The sequence below is a fragment of the Levilactobacillus huananensis genome (assembly GCF_003946145.1).
In the GTDB taxonomy this organism is placed as follows: Bacteria; Bacillota; Bacilli; order Lactobacillales; family Lactobacillaceae; genus Levilactobacillus; species Levilactobacillus huananensis.
In genome coordinates this window covers 90,602-112,932 of sequence record NZ_RHOC01000001.1, presented here as the reverse complement: position 1 = coordinate 112,932, position 22,331 = coordinate 90,602, and the positions used below count along the sequence as shown (strand labels likewise).

Genomic DNA, 22,331 nt, shown 5'->3' with positions numbered 1-22,331 from the left:
CACTACCGACACGCGCAGCAAGTCGTTTTCTTGTCACTAGCGTATCATTTTTCGAAAGGGCTTACAAGTCCCAATTTAAAAAAATCAGGACGAGGCTGGCCCAGTACTTTCACGTTGTTTTAGATCAACCGGTAACTCCACGGCTTGCGGGGCTTGGCGGCTATTTTGGATACGGTTAATCAGGAGCATTGTCGCCTGTCGTCCCATCGTGACTACCGGTTGATGAATGGTGCTGAGTTTCGGCACGATATATTCGTCAAAGTCGATATCATCGTACCCCATCACCGAAACATCCTCTGGAACCCGTTTGCCCTCTTCGTGAAGCCCTCGAATCAGACCCATGGCCGTTTCATCGTTAATCGCGAAGACAGCCGTAGCGGAAAGTGCGAGCACCTTGGCCGATGCCTGGTAACCACCGAGCTTAGACATTGCGGATAAGATAATCGATTCATCCGGTAAATCCACGCCATCTTGAGCTAACCGGTCCTTGAATCCGGCTAATCGAATCTGCAAGTTTTCCGTGGCATGTTCCGGCATAACAACGGCAATCTTACGATGCCCTAGCGCCAGCAAATGTTCTGCTGCTAACCGACCGCCATGATCCTCATCGATGCGCACTCGGTCCATACTTGGCCCCCCGTTTTGATCAATCAGGAGGTACGGAATCCCATTTTTCTTCAAAATGTTATCAATGGCTTCCGCCGTAATGGACGCACTTGCAATGATTAACCCGTCTACCGCCCGTTTAATCAGTTCCTGCAGGTAGTAACTTTCCAAATCTTCATCGTGGTCGGCCCCGAAAATCAGTGGAATGAACCGCCGTTCACGGCTCGCCGATTGAACCCCTCGAATGAACATGCTAAAGAATGGGTTACCCAGATTAGGCACGAGAACGCCGATAGTTTGAGCAGACTTCATGATAAGGTTGCGCGCATTAAAGTCAGGCACATAGCCCAACTCTTCTTGCAAATGGTGTACACGTCGCCGAGTCTCCAGGCTGAATCGCTCGCCTTTGCCATTTAAAATTTGTGAAACTGTTGTGACTGATACCCCAGCGGCTTCCGCAAGGTCTCGAATCGTTACTTTTCGTGTCATAGCGCCCTCCACACCGTTTAGGTATTCTCAAGGTTTCTCTTTTCAGTTTCATTTGGCATTTAACTCTAAAACCACTAGCAACTGGCCGTACACTAAGCACGGGAGCCCCTAATGGCTAAAAGACGAGTTAATCTTGGTGACTGTCACTTAACTTAACAGCCTGTGAAACATGACCATTGGTAGCCCCTAACAAAGCCTTGGCCTCAGCAATCGTTCCCTTGGTCTCAATTAAGACAATCGCCAATGGAACATTATTGCCGGCACGATCTAAGGCACGTTCCGCGGCCAAAGTTGAGGTCTGGGTAGCCTCAGCAATGATTTTCTTGGCCCGTTCAAAGGTCTTCCCATTTGAAGGTACCACGTTAATCATCAGGTTCTGATAAACCTTCCCAGATTTAATCATAATGCCCGTAGACAACATGTTCAAGACCATTTTTTCAGCGGTCCCGGCCTTCAATAACGTGGCCCCCGTAATGACTTCCGGTCCCACAACTGGGGTGATTGGGTAGTCGGCAAGCTTAGCCAGCGGACTATCCTCAATACACGAGAACCCAATCCCCAAGGCACCCTGGTCCTGCGCAAATTGCAAGGCACTCACCGTATACGGCGTTTGTCCGGATGCAGCACTGGCAATCACCACGTCCTTAGGCCCCAGGTTAACGGCCGCTAAATCATCCTGCGCCAATTCTGGCGAATCCTCAACCGCTTGAATCGTATGGGTCAACGCCTCGGCTCCCCCGGCAATCAGGCCAAAGGTTTGATCGGCCGTCAAGCCATAGGTTGGTTGTAGCTCCGTTGCGTCAATAACCCCTAATCGGCCTGACGTCCCGGCACCGACGTAGATCAATCGGCCACCGTCATCGAACTTAGGAAATGCAGCATCGATCGCAGCGGCGATTTCAGGTAATTGCTTTTGTACCGCACGCGCCACTCGGTGGTCCTCGCGATTAATGGTTGCCACCATTTCCAAAGTCGATTCCCGATCAATATGGGTTGAGCGGTGATTTCGTTGTTCCGTGAGCAAGTCATCAAAATGCATCGTGTAGACCTCCAACTTTCACTATGTATGACAAATAATGTATTCGCTTTCATGATTACTATGTTAGGTATAACATGTTTTCCAGATAATTTCAACGACCATTTCAATTCCCCCTGATTTTGACTCGAATTTACAAAAAAAAGCCCAGGAACATTCTCCCGGACTTTCAATCATTCAACTTTCTTTCATGTCACTCGTTTTTATTGTTCAACTTTCATCCATTGATAGCCGCGACTCATACCGGCTGGATTCCAAACATAACCGGAAACTTTCGTGTTCCACATTTCAACAGTTGCGGGTTGATACAAAGGAATGACGCCTTGCTGGTTCATCAAGCGTTTCTCAGCATGCACCAAATCTTGGTAACGTGCCTCTGGCTGATTGGCATCTTGATTTTCAGAACGCTTCAAGTCATTGTCGTACGTGGCATCCGAAAACCCACCATTATTGTTGGTATTCCCCGTTTGCATCAGTGATAAGAAATTAATGGGGTCGGCAAAGTCGGCACCCCAGTTCGTCAGTACCAGGTCGAAGTCACCCGCAGCTGAACGGCTCAGCCGTGTCTTGTAAGGCAATGTACGGATACTGATCTTCACGTTGGGTACCTTCTGTAATTCGGCCTGAATGTATTGGGCCACCGTCTTACTTACTGAGGTATCATCAGTCATCAGACTGAGGCTCAACGTTGCGGTCTTGCTCTCCTTCAAGCCTGCTTTCATCAAGGTCTTGGCCTGTTTCAGATCATAGGCCACGCCATCCTTCACGTAAGCATCCTTAGCGAAGTCTGCCTTGGTCTTGGGATTATGACTCAGATTGTTTGAGACAAACCCTTGAGGGGCCTGTGAGCCATCCCGTAGAACCTTCTTGGCCAGTTGTTGCTTATTGATGGCCAAAGACAGTGATCGACGAACCTTAACATTCTTCAAAGCCTTCACTCGCTTCTGGTTCATCTGCATGTAGTACATGGTGCCCCCGACGAAGGTCTTCATCTCTGGACTATTTTTCATGTTGGCTACCTGCGTGCCGTCCAACGTTGTCGCATCCAGTTCGTGTTTCTGGTAAAGACTCAGTCCAGTGGACGGATCAGCGACCACTTGGAACTTCATCTGCTGCAAGGTGATTTGTTTTTTATCCCAGAAATGGCGGTTTTTCACCAGGGTCCAATTCTGATCAGTCCCTTGCCACTTGGTCATCGTAAATGGCCCATCATAGGCCGTCTTCTCGCTCCCATGCCCGTAGTCCTTACCGTACTTCTCAACCATGCTTTGTTCTTGTGGGAAGAAGGTTGGAAAGGCTAGTAGTAGCTTGAAGTAAGCCACGGGCTTGCTCAGAGTAACTTGAAGTTGATACTTTCCCGTTGCCTTAACCCCCAATTGACTTGGTGCTAATTTACCGTTCTGGACCTGGTCATAGTTCTTGATCCCAGCCATCAGGTAAGCATATTCAGCTGCCGTCTTAGGGTTAACCGTCCGTTGCCAGGAGTAGACAAAGTCCTTGGCAGTCACGAGACTACCGTCGTTCCAACGGTTATTGTGCCGTAAGTCAAAGGTATACTGCGTACCATCCTTGCTGACCGTAGTCTTCGTTGCCATGGCATTAATGACCTTTTCATTTTTGCCGAGACGATACAGCCCTTCTTGCGTGTGATACAGCTGCGTCAAGCTCGTCGAGTCCGAGGCCTTGGACACATCCAATGTGGTCACTTCTGATTTAGTGGCTAGCTTCACGACTTGCTTGCTTGCCAGCTTTCCCGTTGACTTGGATGACGACGACTGGCCGCAAGCGCTAAGTGCACCGATCATAACCAGTGTTAGGCCAATTAAGGCCACAATTCTTTTACCCTTCAAAATCTTGGTCACTCCTCAATATTTAGTAAATCTGCAAAATTCCAGATCATCACAAAACAAGAACCATCACCAGAGTGACGGTTCTCGTCCTAGCTCACTATCATTTTAGGTCTAGGGAACTCGGTGAAATAGGGAATCAACCGGTTCCTGATGGTAAATCAAGTCGATGGCTTGACCAAACAGGTCGCCAACTGACAAGATCACAAACTTATCACTTTGTTTCTCTGCTGGCAACTGAATCGAATCGGTAAAGACCACTTTTTTCAATGAAGAGTCATTGATTCGTTTCGTTGCATCGCCAGACAACACGGCATGGGTGGCGCAGGCGTAAACATCTGCTGCCCCTGCTGCCATGAGGGCTTCTGCCGACACGGTGATTCGCAAAGCGGTGTCGATAATATCATCAACCAGGATGGCATGCTTGCCACGGACATCCCCAATCACTGCATCCGGATGAGCCGCATTCTCGGTATCCGTCCGGTTGTCGATGATGGCAATCGGCGCGCCTAACAACTCGGCTAGTCTCCGGGCACGACTGACACCCGCATGGTCCGGTGCAACGACCACGATGTCTTCGTCGACGAGTTCTGGATTCTTTTCAAAGTAACTTGTCAATAACCGGTCACTCTGTAAGTGGTCAACGGGAATATCGAAGAAACCTTGTAATTGCGCTGCATGGAGATCCAAGGCAATCACACGATCGACCCCATCCATTTGAAGTAATGACGCAATTAGCTTGGCGGTAATGGGTTCACGTGAACGGGCCTTACGGTCGGCACGTGAATAGCCATAATACGGGATAACGACGTTAATCTTAGCAGCACTTGCCCGACGAGCGGCATCCACCATGATTAACAGTTCCATCAGGTTGGTGTTCACCGGATCTGAGACCGATTGAATAATAAAGAGTTTATCGCCGCGAATACTTTCGTCGATACTAATCTGGATTTCGCCATCACTAAAGTGTTTGATTGTTGCTTTGCCGAGCGTTACGCCAGCGGCCTTCGCAATCTTTTCAGCGAGTGGCCGGTTTGAATTCAACGCAAAGACTTTCATTTTACCAGCTTCGACATGTTCTGCCATAACAGCCTCCCAGTGGGTTCACCACAATTCGTTTATATTTTACTGCCTATATTATCGCAATCTTTTTCCGTAAACGCAACGCTTAAGCCAGACTTTTAGGGCTTTGCCATAAATTGTTGCGGGGTCACACCGGCCATCCCAATCATGGGATCAACCTGACGGCCCGTAATCATCGCGAGTGTTAACCGGTTTGACACCGGTTCGGCGTTCTCCTCCGGTGTCGCCGTTGGTTCAGCACTTGCACCCGGCTCATCAGTCTTTTCAGATTTGGCTGCCTGTGGTTCTGCTGCCACACTCGGTGCCGGTGTCTGTGCATGGTCCCCGTCAGGATCCAAGACCGTCGCTACTCGTTCACGCAACGTGGTATGCCGGTTCACCGAGAGATTCTTCACGCAAGTTTCAAAGGCCTGCGGTTCTCCTAGTAAAATCAGCATATCTGCGGCCCGAGTCACCGCCGTATACAACAGATTGCGCTGAAGCATACGGTTATACTGAGCTACCATGGGCAAGATAACCATTTTGAATTCTGACCCCTGCGCTTTATGAATTGACATACAGTAAGCCAGTGTTAGACGGTTCCAGTCATTGCGGGCATAGGTCACTTCCGTCTGTTCAAAGGCAATCGTGAGTTGATCGGACTTAACCTTGCTGTGCTTGTCACTCGCCAGATCAATTCCGGTAATCGTTCCAATATCACCATTGAAGACATTGTTTTCAGGACTATTCACCAGGTGTAATACCTTGTCCCCAATTCGAAACTGTTGCTGCCGAAATTCCACTTGCTTTTGTCGCTCCGACTTACGTGGATTCAAGATATCCTGAAGCACCACATTCAGCCGATCAATCCCGGCCGCCCCGCGATACATTGGGGCGAGAACTTGAATATCGCTAGCCGTGAATCCCTTATCGTGGGCCTTGGCAACGATCTGATCGATGACGCCTTCAACTTGGTTCGTGCGACAGGCGATGAACGATCGATCCTTTTGGTTTTGGGTGAAGTCTGTCGGTAAGCGTCCGTCCTTGATGGCATGGGCCAAAGGAATAATCGACGACCCATCTCCTTGCCGATAAATGGTGTCCAGTTGAATCTTTTTCAATTGTTGGCTGGCTAATAGGTCATGAAAAACCTGCCCGGGTCCTACTGAGGGCAGTTGGTCCTTATCACCAACCAAGATAACCTGCATCCCCACGGGCACCGCCCGCAGAAGTGTCTTCATCAGGTAGACGTCGACCATCGACACTTCGTCGACAATCAAGAGCCCCCCCTCAAGATCCTTAGTGGCTGCAGCATCCAGATCGGCCTCACGACCAGTCAGTCCGAGCAACCGGTGAATCGTGCTGGCCGGCAGTCCGGTGGACTCACTCATTCGTTTAGCTGCGCGACCGGTCGGGGCCGCTAATAGAATCGGAAACGGCTGGTCCTTGTAATCGTTAATGTCTAGAGAGTAATCATTAAGCCGAGCATATAACTGAACCAAGCCCCGAATAATCGTCGTTTTCCCGGTTCCGGGCCCCCCGGTTAACAGTAGAATCTTAGCCTGCACAGCCGCTGCTAGGGCTGCCGTTTGTGACTCGTCATAAACGATGTCTAACTGCTTCTCCACAAGTCGAATCTGCTTGGCAATGCTCTTCTCATCATAGTCGTGTTGTGGTGTATCCGCCTGTAAGAGGCGTTGTAGATGCTCAGCAACCTGCCATTCTGTATCGTACAAGGACTTGAGGTAAATGCGTTGGTCATCACCTACAACCTTCTGCTGCTTGGCCAATTCTAAGAGCTGATCTGCCAAGACCTGGGGATTCAGCCGTACGTTGCGAGAATTTTCTAATAGACTCAACGCCTGATTCAAGAGTGGCTTCGCCGTGGTAAAGGTGTCCCCATTGGCCACGGACAAGTCTGTCAGTGTCTGAAGAAGCCCGGCCTGCAATCGTTCCGGTCGAGCGGGTGCATAACCCAACTGCGTGGCGATCTGATCAGCCCGTTTGAAGCTGACCCCAGTAATCTCCTCGGCTAACCGGTATGGATTCTCGTGAATAACGTCGAGAGTCTTTTCCTGGTAGCGATCATAGATAGCCGCTGCCAGAGTGCTTCCAAAACCATAGCTATTGAGGCCAATGATGATCTGTTCCATCCCATTGTTCGTTTGGAGTTGACTCACCAATGTCGCCACGATTTTCGGTGACAACCCTAAGGGAGCCAATACGTTGCTATCATCTAAAATAAGTTCGATCGCATTAGTCCCCAAAGCATCTACAATCTTCTCGGCGGTTTTCTTCCCTAATCCCGGGAAGTCTGGACCACTGAGATAGGCGATCACCCCACTGCGGGAAGTTGGTGTTTCATTCTGATAATTATCTGCCTGAAATTGAACCCCATACTTGGGATGTTCGACCCGTTTACCCGTGAAGCGATAGGTCACATCATCCTTGATATCGGCAAAGTTTCCCGTCACCACGATCTCATCCTCGTGCCAGTCCAGACTGGTCTCTGAAACTTTCACCAACATGACTTTGTAAAAACTGTCCTGGCTAGTGAAGAAGACAGCGCTGACGGTGCCCACCACATAGTCGGCCTGTATTCCCTGGTCGTCCGCTAATAAGTCCATTGATTCGGTGGTCATGCTGTCAGCCTCCTTACGCTACTTGTCTTGGTCCGCACCTCGTTGGGTTTGGACAAATCGTTCAATGTCGGCCAGCCGTTGCTGTCCCTTTTCATAATAGGTTGGATCTTCCCGTTTGGCCCGATCAAAAAAGGCTTGATAGGGCTCACCCTGAACCATAGCGACGAGACCGCGGTCAAAGTTGGCCCGACCACTGTCAGGTACAATTGCCAACAACTGGTCGTAGTATGTAGCTGCCTGGGCCATGTTCCCTAGAGCCAACAGGTTCTCGGCCACGAGTTGAAGTGTCGCTGCATCCTTAGGCTGACTCGCTAGCGCCGTCAAAGCAAAGGCCAAAGCCCGCTTGTGATCCCCACTTGCCATATAACTCTGAGCCAGCATCAGATAGCCAGCTCCCTTGAGTTGTTGACCCAACTGATCAAATTGCGCAATAGCCTTAGGATATTCCTGAGCGGCGTAGTACACGTTGCCCAGTCCATAATGGAGTTTCTCGACCGTTTCTGGTTGGGTCGCAAATAGCCCCAGTGCCTTCATCAGTAACTCCTCGGCCTGATCAAACGAATTCAGATCAACCAAGACCGTTGCCAGTTCATAGTAAGCATCGGCATCCCCAGGATGACCGTCAATGTGTTGAACCAATTTGTGAACCATTTGTTCCGAACGTTCTTTTTTAAGGTCACGTTCCCGACCCTGCTTTTTTTCAGTCATACTGCCACCTAAATTGTATCCGTCGGCGTAGCTTCCGCCGTCAGAAAACTTGTATTATTCCAGTCCAACAGATTAAAGGTTTGACCACCATCTGTGGTTTCAAGGATCGTTAGACTAGTATTCCGTAGCCCACCGCGTTTTCTTAAATCTGCGATCGGCGTGCCCAATAAGGCATTGATTTCCGCATTCAGTGCCGCACCGTGGCTAACGACCAAGACGTTAGCCTGCGGGTCATCATTTGCCGCAACAATCCGATGAATTGCCGGTGTCATGCGGGCAATAACTTCCTCAAAAGTCTCACCACCGATCCGATCGGTTCGATACTGATCAGGATGCTCGTGAAATGCCGCGAGTTCCTCTGGGAATTGCTGTTGTGCATCCGTAAAGGCCATCCCCTCGAGTTTGCCCAAATGAAATTCCTCCAGTTGACTCAGCAAAGTCAGCGGTACACGTTGATGCGCCGCCTTAATCACACGCTGTGCAGTCACCCGTGCCCGCTTGATGGGGCTCGCGTAGGCATGCTGAAAGGCAACAGGACGTAGGTAGCGCCCCACCTGAATCATTTGTTGGTAGCTCGCCGTTAGCAGTTCAGAATCACCGCCAGCGCCCTGAAACCGCCCCTCTAGATTCCACTGGGTCTTACCGTGTCGCACGAAGTATAATTTCAAACTTTGGTGCCTCACTTTCTCTGATCACATGATTTATTTTGGTAAAAGTTCTGATTAACCGTGTCGGTTGGTTGAACCAACCCCCTTGGGGACTAATCGATCACCGTTCTCGTACCAACGACTGACTCGTTTTCCAGTCATCAGCACACACAGGTTCTATTATGCCAGTTTTCACGGAATTTTCAAAGACTCAACCCTGCGAAAATCTCACCAAATCAAAAAGACCCCCACCATCGTTGCGATGCCGGAGGTCCCTTCTAGAAATTAGATTAACTGTAACTCGCGGTCCTTGTTGTAGGCAGCGTCAATAATGGCACTCCCTAAACACTCGTCGCCATTGTAGAAGACGACAGCCTGGCCTGGCGTAATTGCTCGGGCTGGGTCATCGAATTCAACGGTGACCTGCTGACCGTCATCGCTCAAGTGAACGGTCACACCAGTATCCTTTTGACGGTACCGGAACTTGGCCGTGCAATGGAAATCAGCACCACGATCAATCGTGTTCACCCAGTGAATGTCGGAGGCAGACAGGTGGGTCGCGTACAAGTGCTCGTTGTGGTAACCCTTCCCGACGTAGAGAATATTCTTCGTCAGGTCCTTGCCAATCACGAACCAAGGCTCGTTATCCTCACCGTCACCACCGATACCCAGGCCACGACGCTGACCAATGGTATAGTACATCAAGCCAGCATGATCGCCCTTGATCTCACCATCAACGGTCATCATCTTGCCGGGCTTAGCTGGCAAATAGGTGTTCAAAAAGTCCTTGAAGTGACCCTTTTCACCGATAAAGCAGATCCCCATGGAATCCTTCTTATCAGCAGTAGCCAATCCAGCCTCCTTAGCGATCTCACGAACCTGTGGCTTCACGAGATCCCCGATTGGAAACATCACACGATCCAACTGCTCCGTGGAAAGCTGACTCAGGAAGTAGGTCTGATCCTTGTTCTGGTCAACGGCCCGCATCAAGTGGGCATGACCATCCTCGTCACGAGTCAATTGTGCATAGTGACCCGTTGCGATGTAGTCCGCACCTAATTCTAAGGCATAGTCCAGAAATGCCTTGAACTTGATCTCCTTGTTACAAATAACATCGGGGTTGGGCGTTCTCCCCTTCTTGTACTCGTCCAAGAAGTACGTGAACACGCGGTCCCAGTACTCCTTTTCAAAGTTAACGGAATAGTAAGGAATGCCAATCTTAGCGGCAACCTTTGCTACGTCCTTGTAGTCCTCGGTTGCGGTACAGACACCATTCTCGTCCGTATCGTCCCAGTTCTTCATGAAGACGCCGATCACATCGTAACCTTGCTGCTTTAACCGCAAGGCGACAACGGAGGAATCGACCCCGCCACTCATACCAACGACAACCCGTGTTTGGCTGTTGTCCTGCATGGTATCACCATCATTTCTATCAGATTCTGGAGAATCTACGATTTGAAGGTCGCATAAATCCAGTATTGCCTAGTTTACCTATTTTGTCCGGCGATTGCAAGCCTGGCGTATCTTTTCACAGGTCCCGTCATCTTGACTGGTCCCAATCACATAAAGAATGACGCTCCCAACACATGGAAACGTCATTTTGCAGTGTTCTACGCCTTTTTTTGTAAAATTTCACGGTCGAGCAAGTTCTGGATAATGAAGTGATACTGCTCGACGTTCCCTTCGGCATGGGCTCCCTTGAAAATGTTAACCCGTGCATTACCGGAAGCATTAGTCGTCGACATCTTGAACCCGGTCAAGTCCTTCGACACAACGACCTTGAGCATTTGGTTTTTGTTGTAGGGTGAGGTTGGATCAACCGACCGCTCCAATGTGTAGTTACCAGCATTGGACACTTGGAAGCCCACGTCCTTTAAGGCATAGGCCTTGATATTGGGATGTAATTCGTAGACATCCGTATCCCCATCAACTTGCATTTCATTCTTAAATAACATGTTACTTCACCTCGTTCTTTGAAAGTCGCTTGACGATTGCACTGACGTTTTCGATAAAGGCCTCAATGTCTGCACTCGTCGTTTGTGCGCCGAAGGATAACCGAATGGATTCGGCAATCCGTGGGCTGTCAGCACCAAACATGGCAGTCAGCACGTGTGAGGGTTCGATTGACCCCGCAGTGCAGGCTGAACCCCCAGAAACGGCAATTCCGGCCAAATCTAAGTTAGTCTGCATGACATAGGTAGAGACACCCTTAATCCAAATATTTAAGACATGCTCCAGATTATCACCCTCGAGGGAACCATTGATAGCAAAGTCCACGCCGTTAGCAGTTAATCCAGCCACGACTTGATCCTTGAAGCCATGGAAACGCGTCCGTTTCTCGGCCTTAACATCAGCCGTCAACAGCTTGGCAGCCGTTGCCATCCCCGCGATTGCCGGAACATTTTCGGTACCAGCACGCCGTTTCTCTTCTTGATCCCCACCCTTAATCAGGCTTGGGAAGTTGATTCCTTCACGCTTATAAAGGAAACCAATCATCTTAGGACCATTAATCTTGTGGGCAGACGTTGACAACAGGTCAATATGATCACGTTGTACGTCGATATCCAATGACCCATAAGCCTGAACAGCATCAGTGTGGAACCAGGCTTGATGGTCCTTCAAGATCTCACCGATCTCATGAATTGGCATCCGGCTTCCAACCTCATTATTCCCCATCATGATAGTTACGAGGATCGTATCATCACGTAGGGCCGCCTTGAAGTCATCCAGACTAATTCGACCGTGCGCATCAACGGGTAAATAAGTCACGTCAAACCCCTGTTCCTCCAGCGCATGTAGTGGCTTCAAAATCGCCTCGTGCTCGATACACGTCGTGATGATGTGCTTTCCCAGGCTCTGACGGGCGATAGCCGTTTGCGTCACAGCAGTGTTGTCACTTTCACTCCCACCACTGGTAAAAATAATCTCTTCATCACTGGCAGCATTGATGCTGTTGGCAATGACCTGACGGCTGTTTTCCATCACGGTGTGCGCCTGCCGACCTAGACCATACAAAGTCGACGCATTTCCGTAGACGTTCGCCATCTTATCAACCATTTCATTTAAAACTTCCGGCGCCATCGGTGTGGTGGCGGCGTTGTCCAAGTAGATTTCTCGGACGGCATTACTGTTATCAATGTGAATCTCTTGCACCCTAAAAACCTCCTGAGGGCCAGGTTAGTCCTGTGCGGCTAACAAGGCCAGTAACATTTGTGCGGAACGGTGGCCCGCGTCAATAATAAAATCATCAAAGTTAACACCAGAATCATTGTCGGCGTTGTCGGACATTGCCCGAACAACGACGTAAGGCACGTCGAATTGGTGAGCAACTTGGCCCACTGCAGCACCTTCCATTTCACCGGATAAAGCATCTGGGAAGTGACCCATGATGGTCTTAATCGTCTCGGGACTGTTTAAGAATTGATCACCAGAAACAATCAGACCTAGTTTGGTCTTCAAACCAGTGTTTGCAGCGGCTGCCACGATCTTCTTACCCCATTCTTTCGACGCTTCAAACCGAGCTGGCTGTTGTGGCAATTGACCATACTCATAACCAAAGGCACGAGCATCGGCATCATGGTAAGCCGTTTCGGTCGAAACCACCACATCCCCAATATTCAAGTCTGGTGCCAATGCGCCAGCTGAACCAGAATTAATCACCAGATCAACGTTAAATTGGGTAATCAATAAAGCAGTCGTTAACCCAGCTTCAACTTTACCAATACCGGAACGAACGAGAACAACGGACTGACCGCTGATCTGGCCTTCGTAGAATTCCAGGCCGTGAATATCAGTTGTCTTGGCATCTGCCAAAGCCTCATGTAGTTCTTTAATTTCTTCTTCCATGGCGCAAATAATTCCGAATGTCATGTCGTGTTTCCCACTCCTTAATCTAATTTACAAAAAGAATAAAATTCCATAGACCACTAAAATTAACAGGATGAGCCAAAAAATTGCCCAGTTCAAGCGCCGACCCAAGCGTTTTTGCTTGTTGTCGACCGGTTTGACACGCTGGGCCATGTCCGGGTCTTCCGGATCATCATCGCTAGGATTTCCATGTTGTCGTGCGTAGTCCCGCTCAACCTGGACTCGCTTGCGGTCTCGTTCCTGAAAGTCCCGTTCAGCTTGTTCCTGTTCTTTACGGTAATCCGCCCGAGTTTTCGGACGATCATTAGGGTCTTGCCAGTCATTTGAAGGCACCGCTGTCACCTACTTTTGTAGCAGCCAGTAGTAAATGGCCGTAATTGTTTTGGCATCGTTGATTTCACCACTGGCAACCATCGCCTGGGCTTCATCCTTTGAAACAGTCAATAGTTCCAAGTTTTCCCCTTGATCTCGAGGTAACTCGGTCGTGACGGGCTTGAGATCAGTCGCCAAAAAAAGGGTCATGTATTCATCAGAAAAGCCCACACTGGAATAAAAACCCGTGATCTTTTCAAGATGACCCGGTTGATAACGAATCTCTTCATTGAGTTCTCGCATGACCGCGTGTTCCACATTATCGGCATCTCGGCTATCGAGTTTTCCTGCCGGGATTTCCAAGGTGGCCGCCGCGATCGGTGCCCGCCACTGCCGTTCTAAAATCATCTTGTTGTCGGCTGTTAGGGCCAAGACACCTACAGCACCGGCATGACGAACAATTTCTCTGGTCGCCATATCACCATTTGGCAGACGAACCTGTTGCCGTTCTAACTTCACAATCACACCGTCATATAAGTCCTCGGTGGATTCAACGTGTTCTTCTAAATCCATGTTAAGCCTCCTCAGCGCTCTCCGTAACAACGGGGGTAACTTTGGCTGCTTGTGGGCCACGACTCCCTTGGACGATGACAAATTGAACGGTTTGGCCCTCTTCCAATTTACGGAAGCCTTCGCCAATAATTGCCGTGTAATACACAAAAACGTCACCATCGGCAGGCGTGGTAATGAAGCCAAAGCCGCGTTGTTCACTATAACTCTTTACTTTTCCGGTTAACATGGTATCCCTCCCATACATAGCACAAATTATACTCGCTTGCCCGCCCCACCGCAAACAATGGTTCTTACGCGGCCGCGATCACAAAAACTCCCCGTCTTGACCAAAGTCAAAACGGAGAGTTCAATTATTTAACGATTACTTTTCTTCAAAGCCGTCAGTTGCCGTTTCAGGGTAGTTCGCCCGAACAATAGCGGCACACCGCGCACAGAAGTGTGGGTAGTCAGAATCACTGCCAACATCTTCCTTAGTCAGACGACAACGATCACAGACCTCGCCGGCAGCGGCCGTCACCTTAACGGCCATATGGTCGAAGGTTAAGGCGTCGGCTGGGGCCTGGTCCAACTTAGCAACGTCTAAACCAGAAACCAACAGGATCTGTTGCACATCAATGTTTAATTGGTCCAACGTATTCTGCGTCTCGTCATCGAGGTAGAGATCCAGATGAGCTTCAGCAGCCTTCCCGATCAACTTGGCATCACGTGCTTCTTCCAACGCCTTCAGTACATGGCTCCGCAATGTCATAAAGGTATCCCAGGCAGAAACGCCATCGACCTTGATTTCGTTGGCATCATCCATATCCATAACAACCGGCATTTCAGCTAATTGCACGAATTCTTCGGGTTCTTTTAAGAAGCCCCAGATTTCTTCAGCCGTATGTGGCAAGATTGGCGTGATTAACTTGGTTAAGGTCACGGCAATCTGGTAGAAGACCGTTTGCATTGACCGACGAGCAGCACTGTCTTCAGCTTCAATATACAGGATATCCTTGGCAAAATCGAGATAGAAAGCAGACAAATCACTGACCACGAAATTGATGAGTTCCTTGTAAATGTTCAGGAAGTCATAGCTTTCGTAGTGGTCACGAACGTTCTTGGTAAAGGCATTCAACCGGTATAACATATGGCGGTCAACGGCCGTCAACTGGTCGAAAGCCACACCATTTGTTTCGGGATCAAAATCACTGGTGTTGGCTAACAGGTAACGCATCGTATTCCGTAGCTTTTTGTAGCTGTCGGAAATCTTCACGAAGGATTCTGTCGAGACTCGCACGTCGGCTGAGGTGTCCACGGAGGTTACCCAGAGACGAACGATGTCGGCCCCCATCTTCTTGATGATTTCATCTGGTGCAATTGTGTTCCCGATAGACTTGGACATCTTGTGACCATCCTTGTCCAAGGTAAACCCTTGGGAAACAACTTGCTTGTATGGTGCCTTGCCGGTAGCGGCAACACTCGCAATCAGACTAGAGTTGAACCACCCACGATATTGGTCGGAACCTTCCAGGTACAGATCGGCAGGAAATTCAAGATAATCACGTTCGGCCAGCACACCTTGGTGTGAGGAACCAGAATCAAACCAAACATCCATGATATCAGTTTCCTTGGTAAATTCACCATTTGGTGAGTGTTCACTCGTGAAGCCTTCTGGCAGAAGATCCTTGGCGTCGCGCTTGAACCAGATGTTCGAGCCGTACTTACCAAAAAGATCGGCCACGTGGTTGACTGTTTCTGGTGTGATGATGGCTTCCCCATCTTCACCATAAAAGATAGGTAGCGGCACACCCCAGACCCGTTGCCGGGAGATAACCCAGTCGCCACGGTCTTTGATCATGTTTTCCAAACGACGCTTACCCCAATCAGGTTGGAAGCTGACGTCCTTCAAACTATCCAGAATTTCATCACGAATCTTATCCACAGAAGCGAACCACTGTGGCGTTGCCCGGAAGATGACGGGCTTCTTCGTCCGCCAGTCAAATGGGTAACTGTGTTTGTATGGCATGTAATTCAGTAAAGCCTTGTTTTCCTTCAGCTTGTCGAGGGCAATCTGGTTAGCATCTTCATAGAAAACGCCATCGAAATCCTCGCCGGCTTCAGCAGTCATATACCCTTGGTCGTCGACGGGAACCAGCACAGGTAAGTTGTAGAGCTTACCCACATTAAAATCATCTTCCCCTAAACCTGGGGCAGTATGAACCAAACCAGTCCCGGTTTCAGTCGTCACGAAGTCCCCTAACATCACAACCAGCTTACGATCGGTGATAAATGGGTGTTGGGCAATGATGTTGTCCATGTCTTGACCCATGACGGTCTTCAAGACCTTGACGTCTTCCCAACCAAAACGGTCGGCATTTTCAGCAACCAAGTCACTGGCCAGAACGAACTTGCGATCTTCCCCAGCGGGTTGAACCACAGCATATTCGATCCCCGCGTCAATGGTGATCCCTTCGGAACCAGGAATCGTCCAAGGCGTCGTAGTCCACACAACGAGGTAGGTATCGTCATCTAAGACACCCTTACCATCGATAACCTTTTCACCGTAAAAGGCGGAAGGTGACGTCACATCGTGATATTCCACTTCGGCTTCAGCCATGGCCGATTCTGATGACCATGACCAGTACACAGGCTTCTTTCCCTTATAGATCAGGCCGCGTTTGGCAAATTCACCAAAGACCCGCACTTCAGCAGCTTCGAATTCTGGATTCAACGTCAAGTATGGGTTATCCCATTCGGCAGCGACCCCTAGACGCTTGAAACCATCGCGTTGTAAGTCAACTTGCTTCAAGGCATACTCACGACAAAGATCACGGAATTCGGCAGTCGACATCTTCTTCCGGTCGTAACCGGCCTTCGTCAACTGTTGTTCAATTGGTAATCCATGGGTATCCCAACCGGGAACGTAAGGGGCCCGGAAACCACTCATAGACTTGTAACGAACAATGATGTCTTTAGAAATCTTGTTCATTGCGTGACCCATATGGATTGGGCCGTTGGCGTATGGGGGGCCATCATGCAGAATAAACGTTGGCTTCCCCTCGTTTAATTTCTGGCGGGCTTCATAAATCTTGTTTTCAGCCCAAGCCTTTTGTCGGTCAACTTCCTTGACCGGCAAATTGCCGCGCATTTTGAACTTGGTCTTACCCAAGTTCAACGTGTCTTTCACTCGCATACCGTCATTTCCTCCTTCAAATCATTTCTCACGGTTGGTGAACCGGTGAGCTCAAGCCTGTCACTGACCTCAGCTCACCGATCAACCATTGCCGTGAATTAACCGACTTCATAACAAACAAAAAACGACCCCGCCCAAAAGGGACGAGATCGTTCGTGGTACCACCCAAATTTTAGAAGACAACCACAGTTGCCTTCCCTCAGCGTGCCATATCGGGGCAAACCGCCGTCGCTTACTCAAGGTTCAGCCACGGAACTTGGAGAATGATACCGTCTAAAAGAGCGGGTGTCGGCCTCTCACCATCGCCAACTCGCTAAAACCATCTGTTTAGACTGCTTATTTCTCTGTCATTTTTTATTTAATTCTGGTCGTAATGTTCCTGATCGTTGTCTGGGAAAATCACAACGGTTTCCCCTTGGTCACTATCCGTATCGGTAACAGGAGCTTCCTGAACGGGAGCGTCTTCCGTTGCTTGCGGTGCAGTTGAGTTTACGCCCTGAGCTGCCCCGTTGTCAAGTCGATCACCGACGACCTTTTTGATCTCTTCATAGCTCGACATTGACCCTTCCTTAAGTAAGCTGTCCCAGTCGTTGGACTTTACAACTTCCAACTGACTTTCCAGCATAACCTGGAGACGTTGACGGAAGACCCGGGTACTCTTCTTCAAGTCATCGGTCTCAACAGCTAACTTCTTGGCGCGTTTTGAGGCCTCCGTCATAATTTGATTCCCTTTGTTGGTAGCCTCTGAAACGATGTCGGAGCTCTGCTTTTGAGCCTCGCGAATAATAATCTCGGATTCTTTTTGTGAGTTGGCCTTAACCTTGTCGGCGGCCTCCTGCGCAACTAGAATGGATTGATTCAAGGAATCTTTCAAGTCGTTAAAGTACTTGAGTTTGCCATTGGCAGAGTCGAGCTGTTCCTCTAATTCCTTGTTGTGATTCAACGTGATTTGGTAATCCTTGATGATTTGGTCCAAAAAATCATTGACCTCATCAACGTTGTAACCACGCATCTTCGTACCGAATTCTTTATTATGAATGTCTAGTGGACTTAATACCATCTTGTTGTTCCCTCCGCATCTATTTCTTCAGCACCGCTAGGGTGACCCGAATCTTTTCTTTCTTGGTTTTCCCGGCAACTTCATCCAAGCGCACCCGTCCAAAACCTCGTACGGACACGATATCTGCGACATCGAGTTCATAATCTGGTTTGGTCGTTTCCGTCCAATTAACCCGAACGTGATCCGCCTCAATCATTTCTTTCGCCCGATGTCGGGAGAGATGGAACCCGGTCCCAACAATGTTATCCAACCGTAAGGAGGACAGCGTTGCTGACTCGGACTCCCACTCGTTCAACGGCGCAATCAACTCGTTGAAGTCAGCTGGCGCCAGTCGCGCCTTCACGCGACCGATATGGTCCACCTGACCCACGAGATAATCCCGCATGGACTTCTCCGTCACCACTTGCCAGACTTGGCCATCCGTTAAAATGTCACCAAGAATTTCACGTTCAATTCCGGCACCTAACAAGGTCCCCAGAATCTGACTGTGATGGAGCGTGGCGAACTTGACCGGGTAATCGACCCGCAATAGACGCAACTCGAAGTCGGCCTCAGTGGGTTCGAAATAGTCGGGAAAGAACAGGGCTCGCTGCATCTCTGCATGCTCATGACCACCGCGGAACTGAACCTTAACATCCGCTCGGCGGGCTAAGGTGGTGGCAATGTATACCTGACGAGGATTCAAGAAATGGGTGAGAACCGGACGATACTCGTCCGCAACCTGTTGTAGCCATTCACCAATGGCATCGATGAACGGCGCTTCATCCGGCCGAAAATGTTGCGTTATATTCTCATCCAAAGCTTCCCCTCCTCACTTAATGACCTTATAACATTAATCTGAATAACATGATTTCAACCGCACGTAACCCATACTGAACCAAGGTTAACACGATGATTCCCACAACTGGACCAAAACCCAAGGGCCCCACCGAGGCGAAGTTGAAGTAACTCAGAAATGGTTCTACTAGACGCGTAATGACCTGACCCAATTTAGATTGGTAGGCACCAGGCAACCAGCTGAGTAGCGCGTACACCACGATTAGGAGTATGTACGCCCGTACCAGCCAGTCTAACGCCGTAAAAATCAAACTTACGATCGACAGCACAACATCGCTCCTTTATGGTTTGAACTGATTTCCGAGATTAGCTGCCACGTCGCCACTGACTTCGAAATTATGTGGGGTACACAGAAAAATCTGTTCACCAACCCGCTTGATTTCGCCACCGACAGCATAGGCAGTCCCATTTAGAAAGTCAACGATCCGCTGTGCTTGGGCTTCGTCCACCCTTGCAAAATTTACGATAACCGCGTCGCCAGTCGTAAGTTGCTTGGCAATCGACTTGGCATCGGAATAAATTCGTGGCTCACAGATCGCAATATGACTCGAATTAGGTTTTGCAGACCGCATAGCAACCACCTTTCGACTATCAACCGGCCGGGTTTGGGCAGTTGGTTTCGGCTTAACTACGGGAGTTGTCGATTCTTGATAGTCTTCGTCATAATCATCGTCCATTCCAAAAAACTTACTAAGACTAAACTTTTCCGCCATGGTTGGCCACTCCTCTCACAACGAATTTTTAATGACTACTTCCGCCGACGCTTGAAGAATGGCGGTGTGTCCTCTCCCCGATTGCCATCATCATTGTTGGCATCGTCAGAGCTTGGATTAAAGATGTTAAAGTCGGGCTTGTCGACCCCAGCAAATTCATCATGACCCTGGGTAGAACTCTTAGGTTCTGGACGGTGTGCTGGTTCACGAATATCCCAGTTACCGAATGGATCCTGTTCGTTTTCCTTGGTTGGTTGACTCTGCTGGCCGCTAGTCCCTTGTTGTTCGCTTCGACGAGCCACACGGCTGTGGGAAGCTTCGCGTTCCTCACGCTTCTTGTCGATCCCCGTGGCAATTACCGTAACTCGAACTTCATCACCGAGTTCTTCATCAATTGACGTTCCGAAGATGATGTTCACATCACTAGTTGCAGCATCTGACACGATCTGTGAAGCAGCTTGGGCTTCAAACAGAGACAGATCAGGACCACCCGTGATGTTCAACAGAACTTGTTCAGCTCCGTCGATAGAAACTTCCAGCAATGGTGATGAAATGGCCTTCTTAGTGGCATCTTCCGTCCGGTTTTCACCGCTAGCAGAACCGATACCCATTAAGGCAGAGCCTTGGTCTTTCATAACCGTCTTCACATCAGCAAAATCCAAGTTCACGTAACCGGGACTCGTGATCAAGTCAGAAATCCCTTGAACTCCTTGACGTAGGACGTTGTCGGCTTCTTGGAAGGCCTCCATCATTGGGGTCTTCTTGTCGACAATCTCTAACAGACGGTTGTTAGCCAGAATAATTAGTGTGTCCACGTTCTCTTTCATGGCAGCGACCCCTTCAGCCGCAAAACGCGCACGACGAGGGCCTTCGAAACTAAATGGTCGCGTCACAACACCGACCGTTAAGGCTCCGCTATCCTTGGCGATCTTGGCCACGATTGGGGCGGCACCGTTACCGGTACCCCCACCCATTCCGGCAGTGACGAAGACCATGTCAGCCCCTTGAAGTGCTTCCGTGATCTGTTCTTCACTTTCCTCAGCGGCTTTGGCCCCAACCTCAGGGTTGGCACCGGCACCCAGACCCTTAGTTAATTTCGGCCCGAGTTGGATTTTAGTTTCAGCCTTGGAAGCTTCTAAGGCCTGAACGTCAGTGTTAGCAACGATAAATTCGACACCTTTAACATCTTCGGTGATCATCCGGTTAACGGCATTGTTACCACCGCCACCGACCCCGATAACTTTAATGTTAGCGCCGTGATTTTGAGCAGAATCTAGTGAGTATTCCATGTTTATCTTTTCCTCCATCTCGCGTTAGTCAAAGAAGTCGCTGAAGAACTTCCGGAACCCTTCGCCCCTTTTTTTCTTCACTTTCGGTTTTACCTTTGGACGCGGTGCTGATTGACTCGACACATCGTTAGCTGCATCTTCTACAGTCTCACGATGCCGAATCTCATCGGTCTCATCAGCGAGTTGGGTTGAGCCCGTTAAAGCGCTCTTAATAAGCAAGTCAATCTCACTGAGGCCCCCAAAGTATTTCACTAATGCCAAAGCTAAGGTAAATGATGGGTGACGCAATCCCATTTGATCTGGAATATAAACGCGCACATTGGTTCCAAATTCAGCTGTAGCCAAATCTGTAATTCCAGGCAGTGCGGCAACCCCTCCAGTCAGGATAATACCACCAGGCAACTCTAACGCCTGAACCTTATCAAGATTCGTCCGTAAACGCTGAAAGACCTGGTCCAACCGAGCCTCAATGATCTCAGCCAAATACTTCTCTGAGATCGGTGTGGGCTGACTCTGACCAACGACGTCGACAGGAAACTCGTCTTCATCACTAGCCTGGCTCGAATCGGCATAACCATAGTCACGCTTCAACTTCTCAGCACTGTCGATCGAGGTATTCAAGACCACGGAAATATCCTTGGTGATGAATTGACCCCCTTCTTGGTCAACGTCAATATACTTTAACTGGTGATCGTGAATAACAGCAGCAGTCGCTTGGCCCCCACCCAGATCGATCAGGACGGTCCCAAAGTCTTGTTCACCATCGTTCATAACCATCATGCCTTGGGCCATCGGGTTGATAACGGTGCCCCGAACGTGTAAACCAGCCTGTTCAACTGCTTTACGCGTATTGTGCATAATCGTCTTAGGTCCCGTAAACAGGGTGCCATGGAGTTCAAGACGAACCCCAACCATCCCACGAGGATCCTTGATACCATCGAAGCCGTCGACCACAAACTCATCGGCAAGAACTTCAACCACTTCACGTTCCGGTGGGAGGCTCTGAATGAGTGCGGCCCCCGCCACACTCCGAACGTCCCGTCCGGTGATCTCACGAGATTGGTCGTCAATGGCGATCATCCCGCTACATGGTTCAATTTTTAACATGTTTGCGGGAATTCCCACAATCACATCATGAATCTCGATGCTGGCCTTCTCTTCGGCTTGCCGAATGGCGCGCTGAATCGCTTCAGCAGCCTTGTCAATATCAACGATAACCCCGCGACTGACACCATTCGAACGTTCATTCCCCACACCAATAACGTTCATTTGCCCTTTAACATTCTCAGCAACAATGACTTTTATTGAGGTGGTTCCTATATCGAGACCAACGTACATCCCTGAATTATCCATAGAAAAAGGAACCTCCTAAGTTAATCTACTATCAACACTGCATGAATTCGCTTTTTCCCCTAATTATTTTTCAGTTTACCACATTTACTAGGGGTTGAAAAAGCCTTATTGACGCTTT

General features: G+C 49.3%; 21 protein-coding genes. All 21 read right to left on the bottom strand.

Going from position 1 to position 22,331, the window contains the following annotated elements:
- Positions 1–84: 84 nt before the first annotated feature.
- The 21 genes from rbsR to ftsA all read right to left on the bottom strand — a co-directional run bounded on the left by rbsR (position 85) and on the right by ftsA (position 22,213).
- Positions 85–1,095: a ribose utilization transcriptional repressor RbsR gene (gene rbsR, locus EKM71_RS00550; protein WP_125572743.1), complete on the bottom strand. Its 1,011-nt coding sequence runs from the start codon at positions 1,093–1,095 to the stop codon at positions 85–87.
- Positions 1,096–1,222: 127 nt separating this feature from the next.
- Positions 1,223–2,134, bottom strand: coding sequence for an N-acetylmuramic acid 6-phosphate etherase (murQ, locus tag EKM71_RS00545; protein ID WP_125572742.1), 912 nt, complete (start codon positions 2,132–2,134; stop codon positions 1,223–1,225).
- A gap of 200 nt (positions 2,135–2,334) precedes the next feature.
- Complete coding sequence (locus EKM71_RS00540; protein WP_125572741.1) at positions 2,335–3,981, bottom strand: peptide ABC transporter substrate-binding protein; 1,647 nt, start codon at positions 3,979–3,981, stop codon at positions 2,335–2,337.
- Positions 3,982–4,092: 111 nt separating this feature from the next.
- Positions 4,093–5,064 carry a ribose-phosphate diphosphokinase gene (locus EKM71_RS00535; protein WP_125572740.1) on the bottom strand — a complete coding sequence of 324 codons (972 nt, stop codon included), beginning with the start codon at positions 5,062–5,064 and terminating at the stop codon, positions 4,093–4,095.
- Positions 5,065–5,159: 95 nt separating this feature from the next.
- Positions 5,160–7,682: an SF1B family DNA helicase RecD2 gene (gene recD2 / locus EKM71_RS00530; RefSeq protein WP_125572739.1), complete on the bottom strand. Its 2,523-nt coding sequence runs from the start codon at positions 7,680–7,682 to the stop codon at positions 5,160–5,162.
- Positions 7,683–7,700: 18 nt separating this feature from the next.
- Positions 7,701–8,390, bottom strand: coding sequence for a tetratricopeptide repeat protein (locus EKM71_RS00525; protein ID WP_125572738.1), 690 nt, complete (start codon positions 8,388–8,390; stop codon positions 7,701–7,703).
- Between the two features lie 8 nt (positions 8,391–8,398).
- Positions 8,399–9,058: a histidine phosphatase family protein gene (locus EKM71_RS00520; protein WP_125572737.1), complete on the bottom strand. Its 660-nt coding sequence runs from the start codon at positions 9,056–9,058 to the stop codon at positions 8,399–8,401.
- A 264-nt stretch (positions 9,059–9,322) separates the two neighbouring features.
- Entirely contained in the window at positions 9,323–10,450 is a 1,128-nt protein-coding gene (gene mnmA / locus EKM71_RS00515) for a tRNA 2-thiouridine(34) synthase MnmA (protein WP_125572736.1), read from the bottom strand.
- Positions 10,451–10,647: 197 nt separating this feature from the next.
- Complete coding sequence (locus EKM71_RS00510) at positions 10,648–10,992, bottom strand: DUF1831 domain-containing protein (RefSeq protein ID WP_125572735.1); 345 nt, start codon at positions 10,990–10,992, stop codon at positions 10,648–10,650.
- A gap of 1 nt (position 10,993) precedes the next feature.
- Positions 10,994–12,118 (bottom strand): cysteine desulfurase family protein, encoded by a 1,125-nt coding sequence (locus EKM71_RS00505; RefSeq protein WP_404819375.1) that lies wholly within the window; start codon positions 12,116–12,118, stop codon positions 10,994–10,996.
- A 96-nt stretch (positions 12,119–12,214) separates the two neighbouring features.
- Positions 12,215–12,907 carry a 5'-methylthioadenosine/adenosylhomocysteine nucleosidase gene (locus tag EKM71_RS00500; RefSeq protein ID WP_125572733.1) on the bottom strand — a complete coding sequence of 231 codons (693 nt, stop codon included), beginning with the start codon at positions 12,905–12,907 and terminating at the stop codon, positions 12,215–12,217.
- A 27-nt stretch (positions 12,908–12,934) separates the two neighbouring features.
- On the bottom strand, positions 12,935–13,237 hold the full coding sequence (locus tag EKM71_RS00495) for a hypothetical protein (RefSeq protein ID WP_125572732.1): 303 nt from the start codon (positions 13,235–13,237) through the stop codon (positions 12,935–12,937).
- 9 nt (positions 13,238–13,246) lie between these two features.
- On the bottom strand, positions 13,247–13,789 hold the full coding sequence (locus EKM71_RS00490) for an NUDIX hydrolase (protein ID WP_125572731.1): 543 nt from the start codon (positions 13,787–13,789) through the stop codon (positions 13,247–13,249).
- Between the two features lies 1 nt (position 13,790).
- Positions 13,791–14,015: a cold-shock protein gene (locus EKM71_RS00485; RefSeq protein WP_125572730.1), complete on the bottom strand. Its 225-nt coding sequence runs from the start codon at positions 14,013–14,015 to the stop codon at positions 13,791–13,793.
- Between the two features lie 135 nt (positions 14,016–14,150).
- Positions 14,151–16,961, bottom strand: coding sequence for an isoleucine--tRNA ligase (gene ileS / locus EKM71_RS00480; protein ID WP_125572729.1), 2,811 nt, complete (start codon positions 16,959–16,961; stop codon positions 14,151–14,153).
- Between the two features lie 358 nt (positions 16,962–17,319).
- Positions 17,320–18,021, bottom strand: coding sequence for a DivIVA domain-containing protein (locus EKM71_RS00475; RefSeq protein WP_125572728.1), 702 nt, complete (start codon positions 18,019–18,021; stop codon positions 17,320–17,322).
- A 19-nt stretch (positions 18,022–18,040) separates the two neighbouring features.
- The gene (locus EKM71_RS00470; protein WP_125572727.1) at positions 18,041–18,820 is read right to left on the bottom strand and encodes a YlmH family RNA-binding protein; all 780 of its coding nucleotides are present in this window, start codon (positions 18,818–18,820) and stop codon (positions 18,041–18,043) included.
- Between the two features lie 25 nt (positions 18,821–18,845).
- On the bottom strand, positions 18,846–19,127 hold the full coding sequence (locus EKM71_RS00465; RefSeq protein ID WP_125572726.1) for a YggT family protein: 282 nt from the start codon (positions 19,125–19,127) through the stop codon (positions 18,846–18,848).
- A gap of 12 nt (positions 19,128–19,139) precedes the next feature.
- Positions 19,140–19,571 carry a cell division protein SepF gene (locus tag EKM71_RS00460; RefSeq protein ID WP_125572725.1) on the bottom strand — a complete coding sequence of 144 codons (432 nt, stop codon included), beginning with the start codon at positions 19,569–19,571 and terminating at the stop codon, positions 19,140–19,142.
- A 35-nt stretch (positions 19,572–19,606) separates the two neighbouring features.
- Positions 19,607–20,860 (bottom strand): cell division protein FtsZ, encoded by a 1,254-nt coding sequence (gene ftsZ, locus EKM71_RS00455; RefSeq protein WP_125572724.1) that lies wholly within the window; start codon positions 20,858–20,860, stop codon positions 19,607–19,609.
- Between the two features lie 24 nt (positions 20,861–20,884).
- Positions 20,885–22,213 (bottom strand): cell division protein FtsA, encoded by a 1,329-nt coding sequence (gene ftsA, locus EKM71_RS00450; protein ID WP_125572723.1) that lies wholly within the window; start codon positions 22,211–22,213, stop codon positions 20,885–20,887.
- Between the last annotated feature and the right edge of the window lie 118 nt (positions 22,214–22,331).